Annotated in this window: 17 protein-coding genes; 10 read left to right on the top strand and 7 right to left on the bottom strand. The window is 60.4% G+C overall.

Going from position 1 to position 18,706, the window contains the following annotated elements; genetic code table 11:
• Positions 1-215 precede the first annotated feature (215 nt).
• The 6 genes from C4J88_RS20945 to C4J88_RS20920 form a co-directional block, all read right to left on the bottom strand.
• Positions 216-1,556, bottom strand: a complete 1,341-nt coding sequence (locus C4J88_RS20945; protein WP_124364132.1) for an imelysin family protein — start codon at positions 1,554-1,556, stop codon at positions 216-218.
• A 127-nt stretch (positions 1,557-1,683) separates the two neighbouring features.
• Entirely contained in the window at positions 1,684-3,735 is a 2,052-nt protein-coding gene (locus C4J88_RS20940) for a bifunctional diguanylate cyclase/phosphodiesterase (protein WP_124368126.1), read from the bottom strand.
• A gap of 210 nt (positions 3,736-3,945) precedes the next feature.
• Entirely contained in the window at positions 3,946-4,125 is a 180-nt protein-coding gene (locus C4J88_RS20935; RefSeq protein ID WP_104504514.1) for a hypothetical protein, read from the bottom strand.
• A 155-nt stretch (positions 4,126-4,280) separates the two neighbouring features.
• On the bottom strand, positions 4,281-4,877 hold the full coding sequence (locus C4J88_RS20930; protein WP_065949384.1) for a superoxide dismutase: 597 nt from the start codon (positions 4,875-4,877) through the stop codon (positions 4,281-4,283).
• A 177-nt stretch (positions 4,878-5,054) separates the two neighbouring features.
• Complete coding sequence (locus C4J88_RS20925) at positions 5,055-5,657, bottom strand: LysE/ArgO family amino acid transporter (protein ID WP_124364130.1); 603 nt, start codon at positions 5,655-5,657, stop codon at positions 5,055-5,057.
• Between the two features lie 5 nt (positions 5,658-5,662).
• Positions 5,663-6,064 (bottom strand): ACT domain-containing protein, encoded by a 402-nt coding sequence (locus C4J88_RS20920; RefSeq protein ID WP_124408011.1) that lies wholly within the window; start codon positions 6,062-6,064, stop codon positions 5,663-5,665.
• Positions 6,065-6,162: 98 nt separating this feature from the next.
• Between C4J88_RS20920 and C4J88_RS20915 the strand changes: the two genes are divergently transcribed.
• The 10 genes from C4J88_RS20915 (at position 6,163) to C4J88_RS20870 (ending at position 17,540) form a co-directional block, all read left to right on the top strand.
• A complete protein-coding gene (locus tag C4J88_RS20915; protein WP_124408010.1) occupies positions 6,163-7,056 on the top strand; it encodes a LysR family transcriptional regulator ArgP in 894 nt (297 codons plus the stop codon).
• Positions 7,057-7,108: 52 nt separating this feature from the next.
• Positions 7,109-8,107, top strand: a complete 999-nt coding sequence (locus C4J88_RS20910) for an NAD(P)-dependent oxidoreductase (RefSeq protein WP_124368122.1) — start codon at positions 7,109-7,111, stop codon at positions 8,105-8,107.
• Positions 8,108-8,234: 127 nt separating this feature from the next.
• The gene (locus C4J88_RS20905; RefSeq protein ID WP_124408009.1) at positions 8,235-9,059 is read left to right on the top strand and encodes an ATPase; all 825 of its coding nucleotides are present in this window, start codon (positions 8,235-8,237) and stop codon (positions 9,057-9,059) included.
• Between the two features lie 368 nt (positions 9,060-9,427).
• Positions 9,428-10,687, top strand: coding sequence for an AGE family epimerase/isomerase (locus C4J88_RS20900; protein ID WP_124408008.1), 1,260 nt, complete (start codon positions 9,428-9,430; stop codon positions 10,685-10,687).
• Between the two features lie 104 nt (positions 10,688-10,791).
• Positions 10,792-12,078, top strand: coding sequence for an ABC transporter substrate-binding protein (locus tag C4J88_RS20895; protein WP_124368119.1), 1,287 nt, complete (start codon positions 10,792-10,794; stop codon positions 12,076-12,078).
• A 174-nt stretch (positions 12,079-12,252) separates the two neighbouring features.
• Positions 12,253-13,161, top strand: coding sequence for a carbohydrate ABC transporter permease (locus C4J88_RS20890; protein ID WP_124364123.1), 909 nt, complete (start codon positions 12,253-12,255; stop codon positions 13,159-13,161).
• A complete protein-coding gene (locus C4J88_RS20885) occupies positions 13,154-13,999 on the top strand; it encodes a carbohydrate ABC transporter permease (protein WP_034115702.1) in 846 nt (281 codons plus the stop codon). Before C4J88_RS20890 ends, C4J88_RS20885 begins: the two co-directional genes overlap by 8 nt.
• Before the next feature lie 2 nt (positions 14,000-14,001).
• Positions 14,002-15,162 carry an ABC transporter ATP-binding protein gene (locus C4J88_RS20880; RefSeq protein WP_124371660.1) on the top strand — a complete coding sequence of 387 codons (1,161 nt, stop codon included), beginning with the start codon at positions 14,002-14,004 and terminating at the stop codon, positions 15,160-15,162.
• 85 nt (positions 15,163-15,247) lie between these two features.
• The gene (locus tag C4J88_RS20875) at positions 15,248-16,594 is read left to right on the top strand and encodes a carbohydrate porin (protein ID WP_124368117.1); all 1,347 of its coding nucleotides are present in this window, start codon (positions 15,248-15,250) and stop codon (positions 16,592-16,594) included.
• A gap of 100 nt (positions 16,595-16,694) precedes the next feature.
• Positions 16,695-17,540 (top strand): D-hexose-6-phosphate mutarotase, encoded by an 846-nt coding sequence (locus tag C4J88_RS20870; RefSeq protein ID WP_124368116.1) that lies wholly within the window; start codon positions 16,695-16,697, stop codon positions 17,538-17,540.
• 129 nt (positions 17,541-17,669) lie between these two features.
• Here the strand turns inward: C4J88_RS20870 and C4J88_RS20865 are convergent, their stop codons facing one another.
• Positions 17,670-18,530: a MurR/RpiR family transcriptional regulator gene (locus tag C4J88_RS20865; RefSeq protein ID WP_170039859.1), complete on the bottom strand. Its 861-nt coding sequence runs from the start codon at positions 18,528-18,530 to the stop codon at positions 17,670-17,672.
• Positions 18,531-18,706 lie beyond the last annotated feature (176 nt).

Here is an 18,706-nt window from a genome sequence, read left to right as displayed (position 1 = left end):
GCAGGGCATGTAAACCGGCGGACTTCGGAACAACAGGGATCAACTGTGGGAGGGGGCTTGCTCCCGATGGCGGCGGGTCAGCAAATGCATTTGTCACTGACACACCGCTATCGGGAGCAAGTCGAATCGTCGCACCGCCCCTCCCACATAGGTTTTGTGGTGAAGATGGCGCAAAAAAGGCGACCCAAAGGTCGCCTCATTCAACTGCGCCTTGATCAGAACTCGTGATCAGCGCTGTCCGGGTTCAGGTCGCTGATGCCCAGTTTGCCCGCAGCGGCTTCGATTGAACCGGTCTGCTTGACCAGCGCAGCGATTGCATCACGCACGATCTGGTTACCCGCATCGTTACCGGCTGCGATCAACTGGTCGTAGTGCTCGCCCTTGGCGGCGTGGTCAACCATCACCTGGATTTTCGCTTCGGTCGCCGCCAGGTCAGCCTTGAGGGCTGCATCGGCCGCCGGGTCGGCTTTCGCCACCAGGGACGACAGGCTCGGGCCGGTCAGCTTGTTGCCGTCGACGCGGGTGTACTCGCCCAGGTAGACGTTGCGAATGCCCTTGGCGTCATAGAAGTGCGAGTTATGCGTGTTGTCGCTGAAGCAGTCCTGCTCGTCTTCCGGCGAGTTGGCCTCCAGGGACACCTTCATGCGTTCGCCGGCCAGCTCGCCGAGGGACAGGCTGCCCATGCCGAACAACATTTTGCGCAGGCCGTCGGTAGCCGGTTCCGACTCCAGGGTGGCGCGGTAGTTGTCTTCGACGTTGGGCTTCCAGTTGCCGACCATTTCCTGCAGGTCGCTGACCAGCAGTTGGGTCACGGCGCGCAGGTAGGTACGACGACGCTCGTTGTGGCCGCCGGTGGCACCGTCACCGGTCATGTAATCTGAGGCCGGGCGGTTACCCGCGCCTGGACCGGTACCGTTGAGGTCCTGGCCCCAGAGCAGGAATTCGATGGCGTGATAGCCGGTGGCGACGTTGGCTTCGGAACCGCCCAGCTCATTGAGGCTGGCGAGTTTTTCCGGGGTGATCTCCTTGACGTCGACCTTGTCTTCGCCGACCTGGACCTCGGTGTTGGCGATGATGTTGGCGTTGGCGCCTGGGTTGCCCAGTGCGTGTTCGTAGGATTTGTCGACATAGTCGATCAGCCCCTCGTCCAGGGGCCAGGCGTTCACCTGGCCTTCCCAGTCGTCGATGATGGTGTTGCCGAAGCGGAACACTTCACTCTGCAGGTAAGGTACGCGCGCAGCGATCCAGGCGGTACGGGCCGCTTTGAGCGTGTCGTCGTTCGGGTTGGCCAGGAAGGTGTCGATGGCGGTCTGCAGGGTTTTCGCGGTGGACTCGGCGTCGCTGTACACCGCAAATACCATGTCTGCGTAATGCGCGACCACGGCCTTGGCGGCAGCCTCGTCGACCTGGCCCGCAGGCGCGGCGGGCGCTGGGGCGGTAGTGCTGGCAGCGGCAGGCGCCTGAGGCGCGGCGGCCTTGTCTTTACCTTCGCCGCAACCGGCGAGAGAAATGGCGATAGCCAGCAGACTGGCGGTGGCCAGGGGCATACGAATCATGGCGAACATCCTGCTTCGGTTGTTGATAGGGCGCGCGCGCGGGCGCAAAAGCTGCGACATAATGCGAAAGATTTGCATTTTGTGTAAAGGCTTATACGCGTGAAATATTTGGAATCGTTCGGCCCGCTCAAAGAATCGCCGCGTTATTGCGTTCCGATTGCTTCAAGTAAGCCGCCAACTCCCGGGCCGGCAGCGGTTTGCTGTAGTAGTAACCCTGGCCTTCATGGCAGCCCTCGGAAATGATGTAGGCCTCCTGTTCGGCGGTCTCCACGCCTTCGGCAATCACCTGCATGCCCAGGCTTTTGCCCAGTTGGATAATCGCCCGCACGATGGTCGCATCGTCGTCTACGTCCAGCAGGTCCTGGACGAAGCTCTTGTCGATCTTGATCTTGTCCAGCGGCAGGCTTTTGAGGTAACTGAGGGATGAATAACCGGTGCCGAAGTCATCGATGGCGATCAACGCCCCCGAACGACGCAGGCTCAACAGGTGTTGGGCGGCGGTGCTGATGTCTTCCATCAGGCCCGTTTCGGTGACTTCCAGCTCCAGGCTGCGCGGCGGCAGGCGATAAATCTGCATCAGGTTGTTGACCACCCGCGGCAATTCGGTGTGGTGCAACTGCACGGTGGACAGGTTGACCGCCATGCGCAGCTCGGTGAAGCCCTGGTCATGCCACTCGCGCAGTTGGCGGCACGCCTGGTCAAGCACCCATTCGCCGATGGGAATGATGGTGCCATTCTGTTCCGCCAGCGGGATGAACAGGTCCGGCGGAACCAGGCCGTGTTCCGGGTGCTGCCAGCGAATCAACGCCTCTACACCGACCACGCGCAGGTCGCGATAGCTGATCTGCGGTTGGTACACCAAGTGGAACTGGTCGCGGCTCAAGGCATCGCGCAGGTCTTTTTCCAGCTCACGGCGCCGCCGCATTTCGCTGTCGACGCTGGCGATATAGAACTGATAACGGTTGCGCGAGCGGCTTTTGGCCAGGGTCATGGTCTGTTCGGCTTTCTGCAGCAATTTCTCCGTGCTGTCGCCGTCTTCCGGGAACAAGGTGATGCCGATGGTGGCGCGCAAACGAATCTGGTCCTGGTCGAGGGCGAATTCCGCTTCCAGGTCATCCAGAATGCTTTGCGCCAGTTCGGCGGCTTCGTAGGGCTGGTCGATATCGGCTTGCACCAGGGCGAACTGGTCGCCCCCCAGGCGTGCGAGCGCGCCGAGGCGACCGCTATGGGCGCGCAAACGATCGGCCAGTGCCAGCAGCAGTTTGTCGCCGTTCTGGTAGGTGAATTGTTCGTTGACGCTCTTGAAGTCATCCAACCCCACGCACAACACCGCCACCCGGCGCTGACGACGGCCGGCGTCGGTCAGGATCCTGTCCAGTTGCTCCTGCAACTTCTGGCGGTTCGGCAGGCCGGTGAGAAAGTCATACTGGGCCATGCGCAACAGGCTGGACTCGGCCGCGTGGCGCAGGTGGGTGTTGCGTTCGATGGATTCGAGCAACTGGTTGGCGGTGTTTATCCACAGGCCCAGCTCATTACGTTCATGCCCCTTGAGCTGCGGGATCTTGTGCTCGCTGGGCCGGTCCGGGTTGATCGACGTCAGGTGCTCGATAATCCGCGACAGCGGTTTGGTCAGCAGCCAGTGATACACCAGGTACAGCACCAGGCCCATGGCCAGGGCGCGCAGCACGCCGGAAATAAAGATGATTACTGAGCTGACAATAAAGCCTTCGCCGTAGGTGGCGGTGTCAAGGGTAATGCTCAGGTCGCCGTAGTACTCGCTGTAGGGGCCCTTGCCGACCAGGGCGGTGGTGAAGGTGCGTTCCTGTCCCAGAATCAGGTCGGTCAACCAGCGGCTGGAAGATTGCTGCAAGGCGCGGCTTTTTTCCGCGAGCATGGTTTCGTTGGGATGACCGATGGACGCGACGCGCACGGCGTCATCCTGAAACAGCCCTTCGATCACCTGCATGCCCATTTCGCGGTCCAGGCTATACACGGCCTGGGTCGAGGGGTCGCGAAACATGTCGAGAATACGTTGGGCATCACCGGCCACGGCCTGGCGCGTCTTGTAGGCATCGAACACGATCTGCGCCACGCTCAGCGCTACGCCCACGATCAATGCCGAGAGCAAGACAACCCGTAGCAACTTCACCGACAAGCTGTTTTTGAGTTCCAGCTTCAAAGGGGCATTCCTTGTCTCATGCGGGTGGCCTTCAATATGCCATGAGTATTGGCAATCGGGCGATGGCAGTCAAAGGAACATTGGCGCGCAAGGCGACTTCACGCCTGACAGAAAGAAAAAAACCAGAAAAACGGCGGATTCGTTCCGCCGTCTGACTGTTTGACTAACGCGCTGCATGCCAACGGTAGCTTGGCATTTCAAACGCATTGATTAACTGACTGAAAAATCAATCTTCGGTGGTGGCGGTGGCATGTTGTCCTCACCGGGGCGCTCAGGTGCTTTCGCGCCACCTTCATCGCCGCCGCCACCTGCACCACCGGCAAGACCTTTCATCAGGCCGCTGATGAGTTGCATCGCCATCTGCCCGCCTGCTTTTCCGATTTCTTCCATCTTTTTTCTCCAGAAGAGCGCGAGAGGGTTATTCCTCTCACTCTGTGCGTGGCAAATTCCCTTCGGCGAGTTCCAGGATTCCAACCAACTCGCTACTTTCCAGCGCCCATGAAAAAGCCCGGCAATCGCCGGGCTCTTTCTACTGCAAGCGTTGCTTAGGCAGTGAAGGTCTTGCCTTCGAACTGCTCGGCCACGAACTTCCAGTTGACCAGGTTCCAGAACGCTTCTACATACTTCGGACGCACGTTGCGGTAGTCGATGTAGTAGGCGTGTTCCCAGACATCGCAGGTCAGCAGCGGGGTGTCGCCGTTGGTCAGCGGGTTGCCTGCGCCGATGGTGCTGGCCAGGGCCAGGGAACCGTCAGCCTTCTTCACCAGCCAGCCCCAACCGGAACCGAAGGTGCCGATGGACGTCTTGCTGAACTCTTCCTTGAACTTGTCGAACGAACCGAACGCAGCGTTGATGGCTTCAGCCAGTGCGCCGGTAGGTTGGCCGCCGGCGTTTGGCGCCAGGCAGTTCCAGTAGAACGTGTGGTTCCAGACCTGAGCGGCGTTGTTGAAGATACCGCCCGAGGAAGACTTGACGATTTCTTCCAGGGTCTTGCCTTCGAACTCGGTGCCTGGCACCAGGTTGTTCAGGTTCACGACATAGGTGTTGTGGTGCTTGTCGTGGTGATACTCCAGGGTTTCCTTGGAGATGTGCGGCTGCAGGGCATCGTGTGCGTAGGGCAGCGGCGGCAATTCGAAAGCCATGATGATTCTCCTAATCAGGTCAGTTGCGGTGAGCGCAAGGCCGATCACGGGCGGCCAAACAAGCGCCGGCGAGTCTGTACTCTTTGCGGCGCAAGTTCGGGATCATAGCACCGGGGGTGCGGCAAAACCACGCAACAACTGTGTGGGATAGAGGTTCCAGAGCCTTTTGGAATAAGTTCATGGCGCACTGATTAATTGGTAGGCCACGCTGAACATCATCACGGCCACCAGCAGGTCCAGCAGGCGCCAGGTGGCCGGGCGTGCCAGCCAGGGCGCCAACCACGCCGCGCCGAGGGCCAGCGTTGCGAACCACAGCAACGAAGCGCTGGCGGCGCCTGCTACATACGCGCCCGGTTCGGTTTGCTGCGCGCCCAGTGAGCCGATCAACAGCACGGTGTCCAGGTACACGTGGGGGTTGAGCAGGGTTACCGCCAGGGCGCTGAGCAGCACCGCGCGCAATGAGCGCACCTTGAGGTGTGCGCCTTGCTCCAGGCTCTGTTTCGAAAACGCTCGACGCAATGCCAGGGTGCCGTACCACAGCAGGAACGCCGCGCCGCCCCAACGGGCAATGCCCAGCAGCAGCGGGCTTTGCGCCAGTACCGTCGCCAGGCCGAATACGCCGGCTGCCACCAGCAATGCATCGCACACCACGCACAACGCGGCCACCGGCAGGTGATGTTCGCGGCGCAGGCTTTGCGCCAAGACAAAGGCGTTTTGGCTGCCGATCGCCATGATCAGGCCGAGGGACACCAACAGCCCATTCAGATAGCTTTGCCACATTGGGTTTACTCCGCGTCCGCCGCCAACTGGTGCAACACATGCATGGCGCGCTCGGCATCCGCGCGACCGACAAACAGGTGGTCGTGGTAATAACCGGCGATCACGTTGCAACTGATACCGGCCTGACCCAGCGCGCTGGCGAACGCAGCGGTCAGGCCCACCGCTTCGAGGGCTGAATGCACATTCAAGGTGATCCATGCCGCCACATAGTCGAATGCCAGGCCAGCCTTCTCGGCGTGCCGGCGCTCCAGGATCAGCGTCAGGCCTTCCTGCTCGCGAAAGCTGCCGATCACCTCGCAACCGGCCGGGATACGGTGATCGGGCAGGGTGCAGAATACGTAGTCACCGTCATTGAGCTGAGGGCTCATGCTGCGCAACAGGGTTGCCAGGGAAGTTTCGCCAACCATGGAAGGTTCCTTATAAAGAGAGAAGCGATGCTGGCTATTCTCTGGGTACAGGCTGTATAAGAAAAATCAATATTGCTGATCGCTCATTAGAGAAACTGATGTTCGACTATAAATTGCTTTCCGCGTTGGCGGCCGTAGTGGAACAGGCGGGCTTCGAGCGCGGCGCGCAGGTGCTGGGGCTGTCGCAGTCGGCCGTGTCCCAGCGCATCAAGCTGCTGGAAGCGCGCGTCGGCCAACCGGTACTGGTACGGGCAACGCCGCCGACCCCCACCGATATCGGTCGGCGCTTGCTCAACCATGTGCAACAGGTGCGGCTGCTGGAGCGCGACCTGCAAAGCCAGGTGCCCGCGTTGGACGAAGAAGGCATGCCCGAGCGCTTGCGCATCGCGCTGAACGCCGACAGCCTCGCCACCTGGTGGGCGCTGGCGGTGAGTGATTTCTGCGGCGAACAGCACTTGCTGCTGGACCTGGTGGTAGAGGACCAGACTGTCGGCCTCAAACGCATGCGCGCCGGTGAAGTGGCGGCCTGCATCTGCGCCAGCGAGCGCCCGGTGGCCGGCGCCCGCAGCCTGGCGCTTGGCGCCATGCGTTATCGCGCATTGGCCAGCCCCGCGTTTATCGCGCGACACTTCCCCGCTGGCGTGCAGGCCGACCAATTGGCCAGTACCCCGGCCCTGGTGTTCGGGCCGGATGATTTCCTGCAACACCGTTACCTGGCTTCGCTCGGGGTGAACGGTGGTTTCGAGCACCATTTATGCCCGTCGTCCGAAGGCTTTATCCGCCTGACGGAAGCCGGCCTGGGCTGGGGCCTGGTACCCGAACTGCAGGTACGCGACCAACTGCAGAACGGCCTGTTGGTCGAATTGCTGCCAGATAAGCCCATCGACGTGCCGCTGTACTGGCATCATTGGCGCAGCGGCGGGCGACTGTTGGGCCTGTTGACCGAGCATCTGGCACAGGTCTGTGGGCAATGGTTGGTGCCGTTGAAGTGATGGCGGGCGTCAAGGCAACAGCGATGAAAAACGAAAGAACATGGGGTAATGCATGAAGATTCTGGTCACCGGCGCAAGCGGCTTCATCGGCGGGCGCTTTGCGCGTTTCGCCCTGGAGCAGGGCTTGGACGTGCGGGTCAACGGGCGACGTGCCGAGGGTGTGGAACATCTGGTGCGGCGCGGGGCCGAGTTTATCCAGGGTGATCTGAACGATGCCGACCTGGTGCGCGCGCTGTGCCGTGACGTCGAGGCCGTGGTGCATTGCGCCGGTGCGGTCGGGCTGTGGGGCAAGTATCAGGATTTCCATCAGGGCAATGTGCTGGTCACCGAGAACGTCGTCGAAGCGTGCCTCAAGCAGCGGGTCGGGCGGTTGGTGCATCTGTCCTCGCCCTCCATCTATTTCGATGGGCGCGACCACTTGGGGCTGACCGAAGAGCAAGTGCCCAAGCGCTTCAAGCATCCTTATGCGGCGACCAAATACCTGGCGGAGCAGAAGGTCTTCGGGGCCCAGGAATTCGGTCTGGAAGTGCTGGCCCTGCGCCCGCGTTTCGTCACCGGTGCCGGTGACATGAGCCTGTTCCCGCGCCTGTTGAAGATGCAGCGCAAGAACCGCCTGGCCATCGTCGGTGACGGCCTCAACAAGGTCGATTTCACCAGCGTGCACAACCTTAACGAGGCGCTGCTCAGCAGTTTGCTGGCGCCTGGTTCGGCATTGGGCAAGGCCTACAACATCAGCAATGGCACGCCGGTGCCGGTGTGGGACGTGGTCAACTACGTGATGCGACAAATGGACCTGCCGCAGGTCACCCGCTATCGCTCCTATGGTTTGTCCTACAGCATGGCGGCTTTGAATGAGGCGTTCTGCGCAATGTGGCCGGGGCGGCCGGAGCCGTCGTTGTCGCGCCTGGGCATGCAGGTCATGAACAAAGATTTCACCCTCGACATCAGCCGGGCGCGGCATTATCTCGACTATGAGCCCAAGGTCAGCCTGTGGAGCGCCCTCGACGAGTTCTGTACCTGGTGGAAGGCCCAGGCCCCGGGCCACGCTTAAGCTCACAACCAGCAACACATCGGGAACCGTATCGCCGGTTGCGTGTCGACCCATGCGCCGGGCGCAGGGTTTATACTCGCGCCGCTCGGCTTTCCAGCCGGCCATCTCATTGATTCAGGATAGATTCATGCGTAACGATGCTAAAGACGACTTCGACAACGTTCCCAGCCTGCGGGCTGATCCCGGGGACGATGATGATTTCGTGCCGACTGCCGCCACCTCGGTGCGCTCGCGGACGACGCCTGTGGTCAAGGTTAAACGGGCCAACACCGGCCCGTTGTGGGCGCTGGTCGGCGCATTGCTGATCGCCTTTGCCGGTCTTGCCTGGTGGAGCTTCCAGCAGATTTCCCTGATGGGCCAGCAACTGGTCGCCACCCAGGAAAGCTTTGCGCGTATCAGCGAAGAAGCGGCGGGGCGCCTGCAGGATATTTCCGGCAAGGTCGTGGCCAGCGAAGCCAATGTGAACAACGGCGGCGAAGCCCTGAAATTGCAGATCAAGCAGCTGGAAGCCCAGTTGCTCGAGCAGGGCAAGCAACAAGTGGGCGTGGCCGGCCAAGCCACCGCGCTCGACCAGCGCCTGGCACAGATGAGCGCCAGCACCACTGAGCTTGCGAATGCGAATGCCAAATTGCAGGGCCAGGTGCAGGCCCTGACCGATGCGGTCGCCAGCCTCAAGGCGGCACAGGTTGAGACCAAGGACCTGGCTAACGACGTGGCGGCCTTGAAGAAGCAAGGCAATCCGACGGCGGCCATCGCCCGTCTTGAGCAGGACGTGCTGGTACTCAAGAGCGCGCAGGAAAACCAGCCCGTCACCACGGATGCGCCGACCAATAAGGAATTCGACGTGTTCCGCATCCAGACCACGCGCAATATCACGACCTTGCAAAGCCAGGTGCAGAACCTGAATCAACGTCTCAATGCGCCGGCGGCGGTCACGCCGCTGGGTCAATGACTCGTTCTGTGGACTGTGAATGAGGCCAAAATGTGGGAGGGGGCTAGCCCTAATGCCAGTCAGTTAAGGCTTTTTGTAGGAGCGAGCTTGCTCGCGAAGAACTCACAGGCACCGCCTTCATTCAGGAAGCACGCGTTATCGTTGACGTTTTTCGCGAGCAAGCTCGCTCCTACAGACGGCGGTGTACGCTTAACTGACTGGCATTAGGGCAAGCCCCCTCCCACATTTAAACCTGTATTAGTCAGGTAAATCGATGTCGCTCGCACCTTTGTCACCGTCCGGTGACATTTCTTGTCCCCTTCGTTACTTGCCACTCCCGCGCCCTTGTTTAGACTCCGGCCACCCATAAAAAATAACAAGGGCTACCCATGACCATGCAACCACTGCCTGCCAGCAGTTGGCTGAACGCACCTGCCCATCACGCCTGGCTCGCGGCAGAAGGCCAGCGTTTGCTGTCATTTGCCAAGGCTTCGCGCCTGCCGCACGGCTTTGGCAACCTCGACGATAGAGGCCAGTTGCCGGCCGATGCCCATGCCGAAACCATGAACACTGCCCGTATGACCCACAGCTTCGCCATGGCCCACGCCATGGGGCTGCCCGGTTACGCCGAGCTGGTAGCCCACGGCGTCGCGGCCCTCAGTGGCCCGTTGCACGATAGCGAACACGGTGGCTGGTTCGCCGCGCCCGATGCCATCGATGGCAATACCGGCAAGGCCGCTTACCTGCATGCCTTCGTCGCCCTGGCCGCCAGCTCTGCGGTGGTGGCCGGTGCACCCGGTGCACACACCCTGTTGAACGATGCGGTCCATATCATCGACCAGTTCTTCTGGAGCGAAGAGGAGGGCGTTATGCTCGAATCCTTCGCCCGCGATTGGAGCGGCGTCGAAGCCTATCGCGGCGCCAACAGCAACATGCACGCCACCGAAGCGTTCCTCGCCCTGGCCGATGTCACCGGTGACACGCGCTGGCTGGACCGCGCGTTGCGTATCGTCGAGCGCGTTATCCACACCCACGCCGCCGGTAGCCACTTTATGGTGATCGAGCACTTCGACGCCCAGTGGAAGCCTTTGCCCGCTTACAATGAAGACAACCCCGCCGACGGTTTCCGTCCCTACGGCATCACCCCCGGCCATGGCTTCGAATGGGCGCGGCTGGTACTGCATCTGGAAGCCGCGCGCCTGCAAGCCGGGCTGTTCACGCCGGACTGGTTGGTGAGCGATGCCCAAGGGCTGTTTGCCAGCGCCTGCGACTATGCCTGGGCCGTGGATGGTGCGCCGGGCATTGTCTACACCCTGGATTGGAACAACCGCCCGGTCGTTCGCGAACGCCTGCACTGGACCCATGCCGAAGCCAGCGCTGCGGCCCAGGCGCTGCTCAAGCGTACCGGTGAGTTGCATTATGAAATCTGGTACCGGCGGTTCTGGGAGTTTTGCGAAACCCATTTCATCGACCGGCTCCATGGCAGCTGGCATCACGAACTCAGCCCGCACAACCAGCCCAGCAGCAAAATCTGGGCGGGCAAACCGGACCTGTACCATGCCTGGCAAGCCGTGTTGCTGCCTGCATTACCCTTGGCACCCAGCCTGGCCAGTGCATTGGGCAGCGGACGCTATGTCACCAAGTGGTGACATTTGTACGTCCCTTTGTTACCTGCGCCCGGAAAATCCCTGTTTAAACTCCGTGCAGCGCAAGCTCTAGACTTGCATGCATAACAACAAGAAAAGGTATTCAGATGAACGCGATTAATCGCCTCGCCGTAGCTATTTCCGTTGCCTCGTTGTTTCCCCTCAGTGCATTTGCCGCCGACTCCAAAGGGACGGTTGAAGTGGTGCATTGGTGGACCTCGGGCGGTGAAAAAGCGGCTGTCGATGTCTTGAAGGCCCAAGTCGAGAAAGACGGCTTCACCTGGAAAGACGGCGCTGTTGCAGGTGGCGGCGGTGCCACTGCAATGACCGTGCTGAAAAGCCGTGCGGTCGCCGGCAACCCACCTGGCGTCGCCCAGATCAAAGGCCCGGACATCCAGGAATGGGCGTCCACCGGCCTGCTCGACACCGACGTGCTCAAAGACGTCGCCAAAGAAGAAAAATGGGACTCCCTGCTCGACAAGAAAGTCTCCGACACCGTGAAGTACGACGGTGACTACGTCGCCGTACCGGTCAACATCCACCGTGTGAACTGGCTGTGGATCAACCCGGAAGTCTTCAAGAAAGCCGGCATCACCAAGAACCCCACCACCCTCGAAGAATTCTATGCCGCCGGCGACAAGCTGAAAGCGGCGGGCTTCATTGCGCTCGCTCACGGCGGCCAGCCTTGGCAGGACAGCACCGTGTTCGAAGCGGTGGTGCTCTCGGTGATGGGTGCCGATGGCTACAAGAAAGCCCTGGTCGACCTGGATAACGGCGCACTGACCGGCCCGGAAATGGTCAAGTCGCTGACCGAGCTGAAGAAAGTCGCGACCTATATGGACGTTGACGGCAAAGGCCAGGACTGGAACCTCGAAGCCGGTAAAGTCATCAACGGCAAGGCCGGCATGCAGATCATGGGTGACTGGGCCAAGTCCGAATGGACCGCCGCCAAGAAAGTCGCCGGCAAGGACTACGAGTGCGTAGCGTTCCCGGGCACCGACAAAGCCTTCACTTACAACATCGACTCCCTGGCGGTGTTCAAGCAGAAAGACAAAGGCACTGCCGCTGGCCAGCAGGACATCGCCAAAGTCGTCCTGGGTGAAAACTTCCAGAAAGTGTTCAGCATCAACAAGGGTTCGATCCCTGTGCGCAACGACATGCTGAACAAAATGGATTCGTACGGTTTCGACTCCTGCGCCCAGACGGCGGCCAAGGACTTCCTGACCGATGCCAAGACCGGTGGCCTGCAGCCAAGCATGGCGCACAACATGGCCACCACCCTGGCGGTACAAGGTGCGTTCTTTGACGTGGTCACCAACTACATCAACGATCCGAAAGCCGACCCGGCCGACACCGCCAAGAAATTGGGCGCTGCGATCAAGTCGGCGAAGTAACACGCTCTAAAAGCGCTTTTCTGTAGGAGCGAGCTTGCTCGCGAAAAACTCAAGGTCACCGCGTTCATCCCTGATGCCCGCGTCATCGTTGAAGACTTTCGCGAGCAAGCTCGCTCCTACAGGGGAGCGCCATGGTTTCACCTGTCAGTCCTTTTCCTTGTATTGGATTTCCCCATGAGTTCTGTTGCTGTGTTCAGCAAGGCCTCGCCATTCGATGCACTGCAGCGCTGGCTCCCTAAACTGGTGCTGGCGCCGAGCATGTTCATCGTGCTGGTGGGCTTTTATGGCTACATCCTGTGGACGTTCGTGCTGTCGTTCACCACCTCCACCTTCCTGCCCAGCTACAAGTGGGCTGGCCTGGCGCAATACGAGCGGTTGTTCGACAACGATCGTTGGTGGGTAGCGAGCAAAAACCTCGCCGTGTTCGGCGGGATGTTCATCGGTATCACCCTGGTGATCGGCGTGCTGCTGGCGATTTTCCTCGACCAGAAAATCCGTCGCGAAGGTTTCATTCGCACCATTTACCTGTACCCGATGGCGCTCTCGATGATCGTCACCGGTACCGCCTGGAAATGGCTGCTCAACCCGGGCATGGGCCTGGACAAATTATTGCGCGATTGGGGCTGGGAAGGCTTCCGTCTCGACTGGCTGATCGACCCTGATCGCGTGGTCTACTGCCTGGTGATCGCCGCCGTGTGGCAAGCCTCGGGCTTTATCATGGCGATGTTCCTGGCGGGCCTGCGGGGCGTCGATCAGTCGATCATCCGCGCCGCGCAGATCGACGGCGCGAGCCTGCCACGCATCTACTGGAGCGTGGTGCTGCCAAGCCTGCGTCCGGTGTTCTTCAGTGCGGTGATGATCCTGGCGCACATTGCGATCAAGAGCTTCGACCTGGTGGCGGCGATGACCGCTGGCGGCCCGGGCTATTCCTCCGACCTGCCGGCCATGTTCATGTACTCGTTCACCTTCAGTCGCGGCCAGATGGGCATGGGCTCGGCCAGTGCAATCCTGATGCTCGGTGCGATCCTCGCGATCATCGTGCCGTACCTGTATTCCGAGCTGAGGACCAAGCGCAATGACTAGTCTCGCCGCTAAACCTGCCATCAGCCTGAGTCGCATCGCGATCTACGCGGTGCTGATCCTTGCGGTGCTGCTGTACCTGGTGCCGCTGGTAGTGATGCTGCTCACCAGTTTCAAGACGCCTGAAGACATCAGCACCGGCAACCTGCTGAGCTGGCCGACCGTGGTCAGCGGCATTGGCTGGGTCAAGGCCTGGGCCACCGTGGACGGTTACTTCTGGAACTCGATCAAGATCACCGTGCCCGCTGTGCTGATCTCCACAGCGATCGGTGCGTTGAACGGCTACGTGCTGTCGTTCTGGCGCTTTCGCGGTTCGCAGCTGTTCTTCGGCCTGTTGCTGTTCGGCTGCTTCCTGCCGTTCCAGACCGTGCTGCTGCCGGCGTCGTTCACCCTCGGCAAGATGGGCCTGGCCAGCACCACCACCGGCCTGGTGTTCGTGCATGTGGTCTACGGCCTGGCGTTCACCACGCTGTTCTTCCGTAACTACTACGTGAGCATCCCGGATGCGCTGATCAAGGCGGCCCGCCTGGACGGTGCCGGTTTCTTCACCATCTTCCGTCAGATCATTCTGCCGATGTCGACGCCGATCATCATGGTCTGCCTGATCTGGCAGTTCACCCAGATCTGGAACGACTTCCTGTTCGGTGTAGTGTTCTCCAGCGGCGACTCGCAGCCCATCACGGTAGCGCTGAACAACCTGGTCAACACCAGCACCGGGGCCAAGGAATATAACGTGGATATGGCGGCGGCGATGATCGCCGGGCTGCCGACCCTGCTGGTCTATGTGATCGCAGGCAAGTATTTCGTGCGCGGCCTGACGGCCGGCGCGGTCAAGGGGTAATCATGGCTACGCTTGAACTTCGCAATGTAAACAAGACCTATGGCGCCGGCCTGCCCGACACCTTGAAGAACATCGAACTGTCGATCAAGGAAGGTGAGTTCCTGATCCTGGTCGGTCCGTCGGGGTGCGGTAAGTCCACGTTGATGAACTGCATCGCCGGTCTTGAGACCATCTCCGGCGGCGCGATCATGATCGGTGATCAGGACGTGAGCGGCATGAGCCCCAAGGACCGTGACATCGCCATGGTGTTCCAGTCCTACGCGCTGTACCCGACCATGAGCGTGCGCGAGAACATCGAATTCGGCCTGAAGATCCGCAAGATGCCCCAGGCCGACATTGACGCCGAAGTCGCGCGCGTAGCCAAGCTGCTGCAGATCGAACACCTGCTCAACCGCAAGCCGGGCCAACTGTCCGGTGGCCAGCAACAGCGCGTGGCGATGGGCCGGGCCTTGGCGCGTCGACCGAAGATCTACCTGTTCGACGAACCGTTGTCGAACCTTGACGCCAAGCTGCGCGTCGAGATGCGCACTGAAATGAAGCTGATGCACCAGCGCCTGAAGACCACCACCGTCTACGTGACCCACGACCAGATCGAAGCAATGACCCTGGGCGACAAAGTGGCGGTGATGAAGGACGGCATCATCCAACAATTTGGTACGCCGAAAGAAATTTACAACGACCCGGCCAACTTGTTTGTGGCAAGCTTTATCGGTTCACCTCCCATGAACTTCGTGCCTTTGCGTCTGCAACGCAAGGACGGTCGCCTGGTGGCGCTGCTCGACAGCGGCCAGGCCCGTTGCGAGCTGCCGCTGAGTATGAATGACGCTGGGTTGGAAGACCGCGATGTGATCCTGGGCCTGCGCCCGGAGCAGATCGTGCTGGCGGCGGGCGAGGGCAATGGTTCTTCGAGCATTCGTGCCGAAGTCCAGGTAACCGAGCCGACCGGCCCGGACACCCTGGTGTTCGTGCAGCTCAATGACACCAAGGTCTGCTGCCGTCTGGCGCCGGACGTGGCGCCGCAGGTGGGCGAGACCCTGACCCTGCAGTTCGACCCGGCCAAGGTATTGCTGTTTGATGCCGCGACCGGTGAGCGATTGGGTACCGTTGCTGCATTGCCGGCACAGGGGCATGCCGACAATGTGACCCAGTTCAAAGGTCGTTAGGCGAGATAAGTAGTTGTTTTGATTAAAAAATGTAACCCGCGTTAGATAAAAACAGTTTAATAACAATAAAGACGAGGATGTAGGGATGAAAAAGCAACACAACAACACTCGGCTGTTCTGCCAACTGTCAGCGGCAGCAGCCCTTGTATTGTCCGCCAATGCGATGGCGGCCGATGCGTTCAGCGCCGATTCCAAGTGGATGACCGGCGATTGGGGCGGCGAGCGTACCAAGCTGATCGAGCAAGGTATCGACATCAAGGCCGACTACGTAGGGGAGATGGGCTACAACGCCCACGGTGGCTACAACGACGACAAGACCGGTCGTTACTCCGACCAGTTCGGTCTGGGCGTGGCACTGGACCTGCAAAAACTGTGGGGCTGGGATAACACCCAGGCCAAGATCCAGTTCACCAATCGTAATGGCCAGAACATCTCCAATGACCGTATTGGCGACCCGCGCGCCGGCACCTTGAGTTCGTCTCAGGAAGTGTATGGCCGTGGCCACATGGTGCGTCTGACCCAGTTCTGGGTTCAGCACCAGATGTTCGACAACAAGCTGGACGTGAAGCTCGGCTACTTCGGTGAAGGCGAAGACTTCAACACCTTCCCGTGCGACTTCCAGAACCTGTCGTTCTGCGGCTCCCAGGTCGGTAACTACGTAAACACCTGGTACAACTGGCCGGTCGCCCAGGCCGCTATCCGCGTGAAGTACAACATCACGCCTGAGCTGTATGCGCAGATTGGTGCCTACAACCAGAACCCGTCGCAACTGGAGCACGGCAACGGCTTCAAACTCAGCGGCAGCGGTACCAAAGGCACCGTGATTCCGGTGGAGTTGGTCTGGTCGCCGAAGGTCAACAACCTGCCGGGCGAATACCGTGTGGGTTACTACAAAAGCGCTGCCGATGCGTCTGACGTACGCGAAGACGTCAACGGCAACGATGCCGCCACTACTGGCGCCGCCTACCGTACCCACAGCAGCAAGAAAGGTTACTGGTTCGTTGCACAACAGCAACTCACCACGCATAACGGCGACGCTACCCGTGGCCTGAACATCGCCGCCAACGCGACCTTCCACGACAAGGAAACCAACCTGGTCGACAACTACCAGTCGTTGATGCTGGTGTACAAAGGCCCCTTCGACGCGCGTCCAAAAGATGACGTCGGCATTGGCGTCGCTCGCCTGCATGTCAACGATGACGTGAAGAAGAACTCTGAACTGCTCAACGCCGCCAATGGTGTGAGCGACTATGACAATCCGTTCTACACGCCCATTCGTGAGACTGAGTACAACGTCGAACTCAACTACGGTTTCCACGTCACCAACTGGCTGACCGTGCGTCCGAACCTGCAATACGTTGTCCAGCCTGGTGGCGTGGACAAAGTCGACAACGCGTTGGTAGCGGGCCTGAAAATCCAGTCTACGTTCTAACGCTGTTGCGATAAGCTCCTTCTCTCTGTGCGCATTTTGCGGGTAGCCATGGCTATCCGCTTTTTTTTGGGTCGCACTGTGATATTCGGAACCTGTGCACATGCATGAGCAACCGCTGCAACGCTTTTTCAAATCCTTGCGCGAGCGTCCGGTGTTCGCCTGGGAGCGCTTCCAGATGCGTGACGTATTGGTGATCGACCATCCGCTGTGCCAGGCGGTGTTCAGTCGCCAGGGCGCGCAATTGCTGCACTTTCAGCCCACCGGCCAGAAACCCTGGCTGTGGTGCGCCGCCAAGTGGCCGCAAGTCGGTGCCATCCGGGGTGGCGTGCCGGTGTGCTGGCCGTGGTATGGCCGTCACCCCAGCGAAAACGCGTGGCCTTCCCACGGTTGGGCGCGCTTGATCGATTGGAAACTGCTCGACAGCAGCACCGAAGACGATGGCGTGCGCCTGCACTGGCAGCTGCAGCTGTGCGACTGGCAGGTGGACCTGCACGCGCATTTGGGTGAAACCCTGGAACTGCGCCTGAGCACCGAGCATCAGGATGAGCTGCCGTGCCAGTTGAGCCACGCTTTGCATGCCTACTGGCGTATCGGTCACGTTGACGAGGTAGCGCTGTCTGGGCTCGACGGGGCGCAAGGTTATGACCAGCTCAACCGCCAGGCTTGCCAGCAGGAAGGCGAGCTGCGGGTGGATGGCGGCTGCCAGCGGGTGTTCCAGCATGAGGGTGAGCTGCACCTCAAGGACCATGCGTGGCAGCGGGAACTGTGTATCGACACCGGCGACAGCGCCGACACTGTGGTGTGGCATCCCGGCAGCCGGCCGTTGTTGGGTGTGAGCTTCAACGAGGCGTCGGGGTTTGTGTGCGTGGAGTCGGCGATGGCCGGGGCCAGCCTGGCGCCGGGGGAGAGGGCGCATCTGAGTTTGCAGGCTCGGGCTGGGATTTAGTGGTACTGCTGTGATCGTTCCCACGCTGCGCGTGGGAATGCGGCCCTTGACGCTCCGCGTCTGCTCTTGATGCCGTGACGCGGAGCGTCACAAGAGGCATTCCCACGCGGAGCGTGGGAACGATCAGGCTCAGTTGAACTCATCCCCCACCGGATACCGGCTGTCATTCAAGCTCTCTTTGATCTTGCGTAAATGCGGCTGGAAATCCACCCCACGGCGCAACGTCATCCCGGTCGCCAGCACATCCAGCACCGTCAGCTGAATGATCCGCGAGGTCATCGGCATGTAGATATCGGTGTCTTCCGGCAGCGGAATATTCAGGCTCACCGTGCTGGCCTTGGCCAGTGGTGAGTTCTCGGCCGTTACGCCCAGCACCGACGCGCCGTTTTCCCGCGCGATACGCGCCACTTCCACCAGCTCACGGGTACGCCCGGTGTAGGAAATGATCACGAACAACTCACCGGTATGCGCCACCGAGGCGATCATGCGTTGCATCAGCACGTCGGCGTGGGCGGTCACCGCCAGGTTGAAACGGAAGAACTTGTGCAACGCGTCCATGGCCACCGGGGCCGAGGCGCCCAGGCCGAAGAAGTGGATCTGCCGCGCCTGGATCAACAGATCCACGGCCTTGCTGATCAGGGCTGGGTCGAGGGCCTGGCAGGCACTGTCCAGGGACGCGATGGCGCTGCCGAAGATCTTCTGGGTGTAGGCCTCCGGGTTATCATCGGCTTCCACGGCGCGGCTGACATACGCCGCGCCACTGGCCAGGCTTTGCGCCAATTGCAATTTAAGTTCAGGGTAACCACTGACGCCGAACGAACGGCAGAAGCGGTTGACCGTCGGTTCACTGACCGAAGCGGCTTGGGCGAGGGCAGCGATCGAGAAGCGGGTGGCCTGCTGCGGGTTGAGCAGGATGACCTCGGCGACTTTTTTCTCGGCCTTGTTCAATTCTTCGAGGCGGTTCCGGATCTGTTCCAGAAGATTTCGCACGCGGTCCATTCAGTCTTTCCTTCGGGCGACAATGCAAATAAAGAGGCGGTAACCAATCGATGAGTGGCTTTTCGCGGTGGCCTATCCTACTGAGGGTAGCCGAACACCACCACTCGCAATGCGTATTTGCGGAAAATGTTGTGGTTATTACTACATTTTTCCTTGAGTGATGCCTT

The sequence above is a fragment of the Pseudomonas sp. R4-39-08 genome (genome assembly GCF_003852275.1).
Classification (GTDB): Bacteria; Pseudomonadota; Gammaproteobacteria; order Pseudomonadales; family Pseudomonadaceae; genus Aquipseudomonas.
This window is presented reverse-complemented; position numbering and strand designations above follow the sequence as displayed.

Excerpts from the sequence above, each read along its gene's own strand:
- C4J88_RS20945 (WP_124364132.1), bottom strand. The coding sequence starts at position 1,556 with ATGATTCGTATGCCCCTGGCCACCGCCAGTCTGCTGGCTATCGCCATT.
- C4J88_RS20935 (WP_104504514.1), bottom strand. The coding sequence starts at position 4,125 with ATGGAAGAAATCGGAAAAGCAGGCGGGCAGATGGCGATGCAACTCATC.
- C4J88_RS20930 (WP_065949384.1), bottom strand. The coding sequence starts at position 4,877 with ATGGCTTTCGAATTGCCGCCGCTGCCCTACGCACACGATGCCCTGCAG.
- C4J88_RS20925 (WP_124364130.1), bottom strand. The coding sequence starts at position 5,657 with ATGTGGCAAAGCTATCTGAATGGGCTGTTGGTGTCCCTCGGCCTGATC.
- C4J88_RS20920 (WP_124408011.1), bottom strand. The coding sequence starts at position 6,064 with ATGGTTGGCGAAACTTCCCTGGCAACCCTGTTGCGCAGCATGAGCCCT.
- C4J88_RS20915 (WP_124408010.1), top strand. The coding sequence starts at position 6,163 with ATGTTCGACTATAAATTGCTTTCCGCGTTGGCGGCCGTAGTGGAACAG.
- C4J88_RS20910 (WP_124368122.1), top strand. The coding sequence starts at position 7,109 with ATGAAGATTCTGGTCACCGGCGCAAGCGGCTTCATCGGCGGGCGCTTT.
- C4J88_RS20905 (WP_124408009.1), top strand. The coding sequence starts at position 8,235 with ATGCGTAACGATGCTAAAGACGACTTCGACAACGTTCCCAGCCTGCGG.
- C4J88_RS20900 (WP_124408008.1), top strand. The coding sequence starts at position 9,428 with ATGACCATGCAACCACTGCCTGCCAGCAGTTGGCTGAACGCACCTGCC.
- C4J88_RS20895 (WP_124368119.1), top strand. The coding sequence starts at position 10,792 with ATGAACGCGATTAATCGCCTCGCCGTAGCTATTTCCGTTGCCTCGTTG.
- C4J88_RS20890 (WP_124364123.1), top strand. The coding sequence starts at position 12,253 with ATGAGTTCTGTTGCTGTGTTCAGCAAGGCCTCGCCATTCGATGCACTG.
- C4J88_RS20885 (WP_034115702.1), top strand. The coding sequence starts at position 13,154 with ATGACTAGTCTCGCCGCTAAACCTGCCATCAGCCTGAGTCGCATCGCG.
- C4J88_RS20880 (WP_124371660.1), top strand. The coding sequence starts at position 14,002 with ATGGCTACGCTTGAACTTCGCAATGTAAACAAGACCTATGGCGCCGGC.
- C4J88_RS20875 (WP_124368117.1), top strand. The coding sequence starts at position 15,248 with ATGAAAAAGCAACACAACAACACTCGGCTGTTCTGCCAACTGTCAGCG.
- C4J88_RS20870 (WP_124368116.1), top strand. The coding sequence starts at position 16,695 with ATGCATGAGCAACCGCTGCAACGCTTTTTCAAATCCTTGCGCGAGCGT.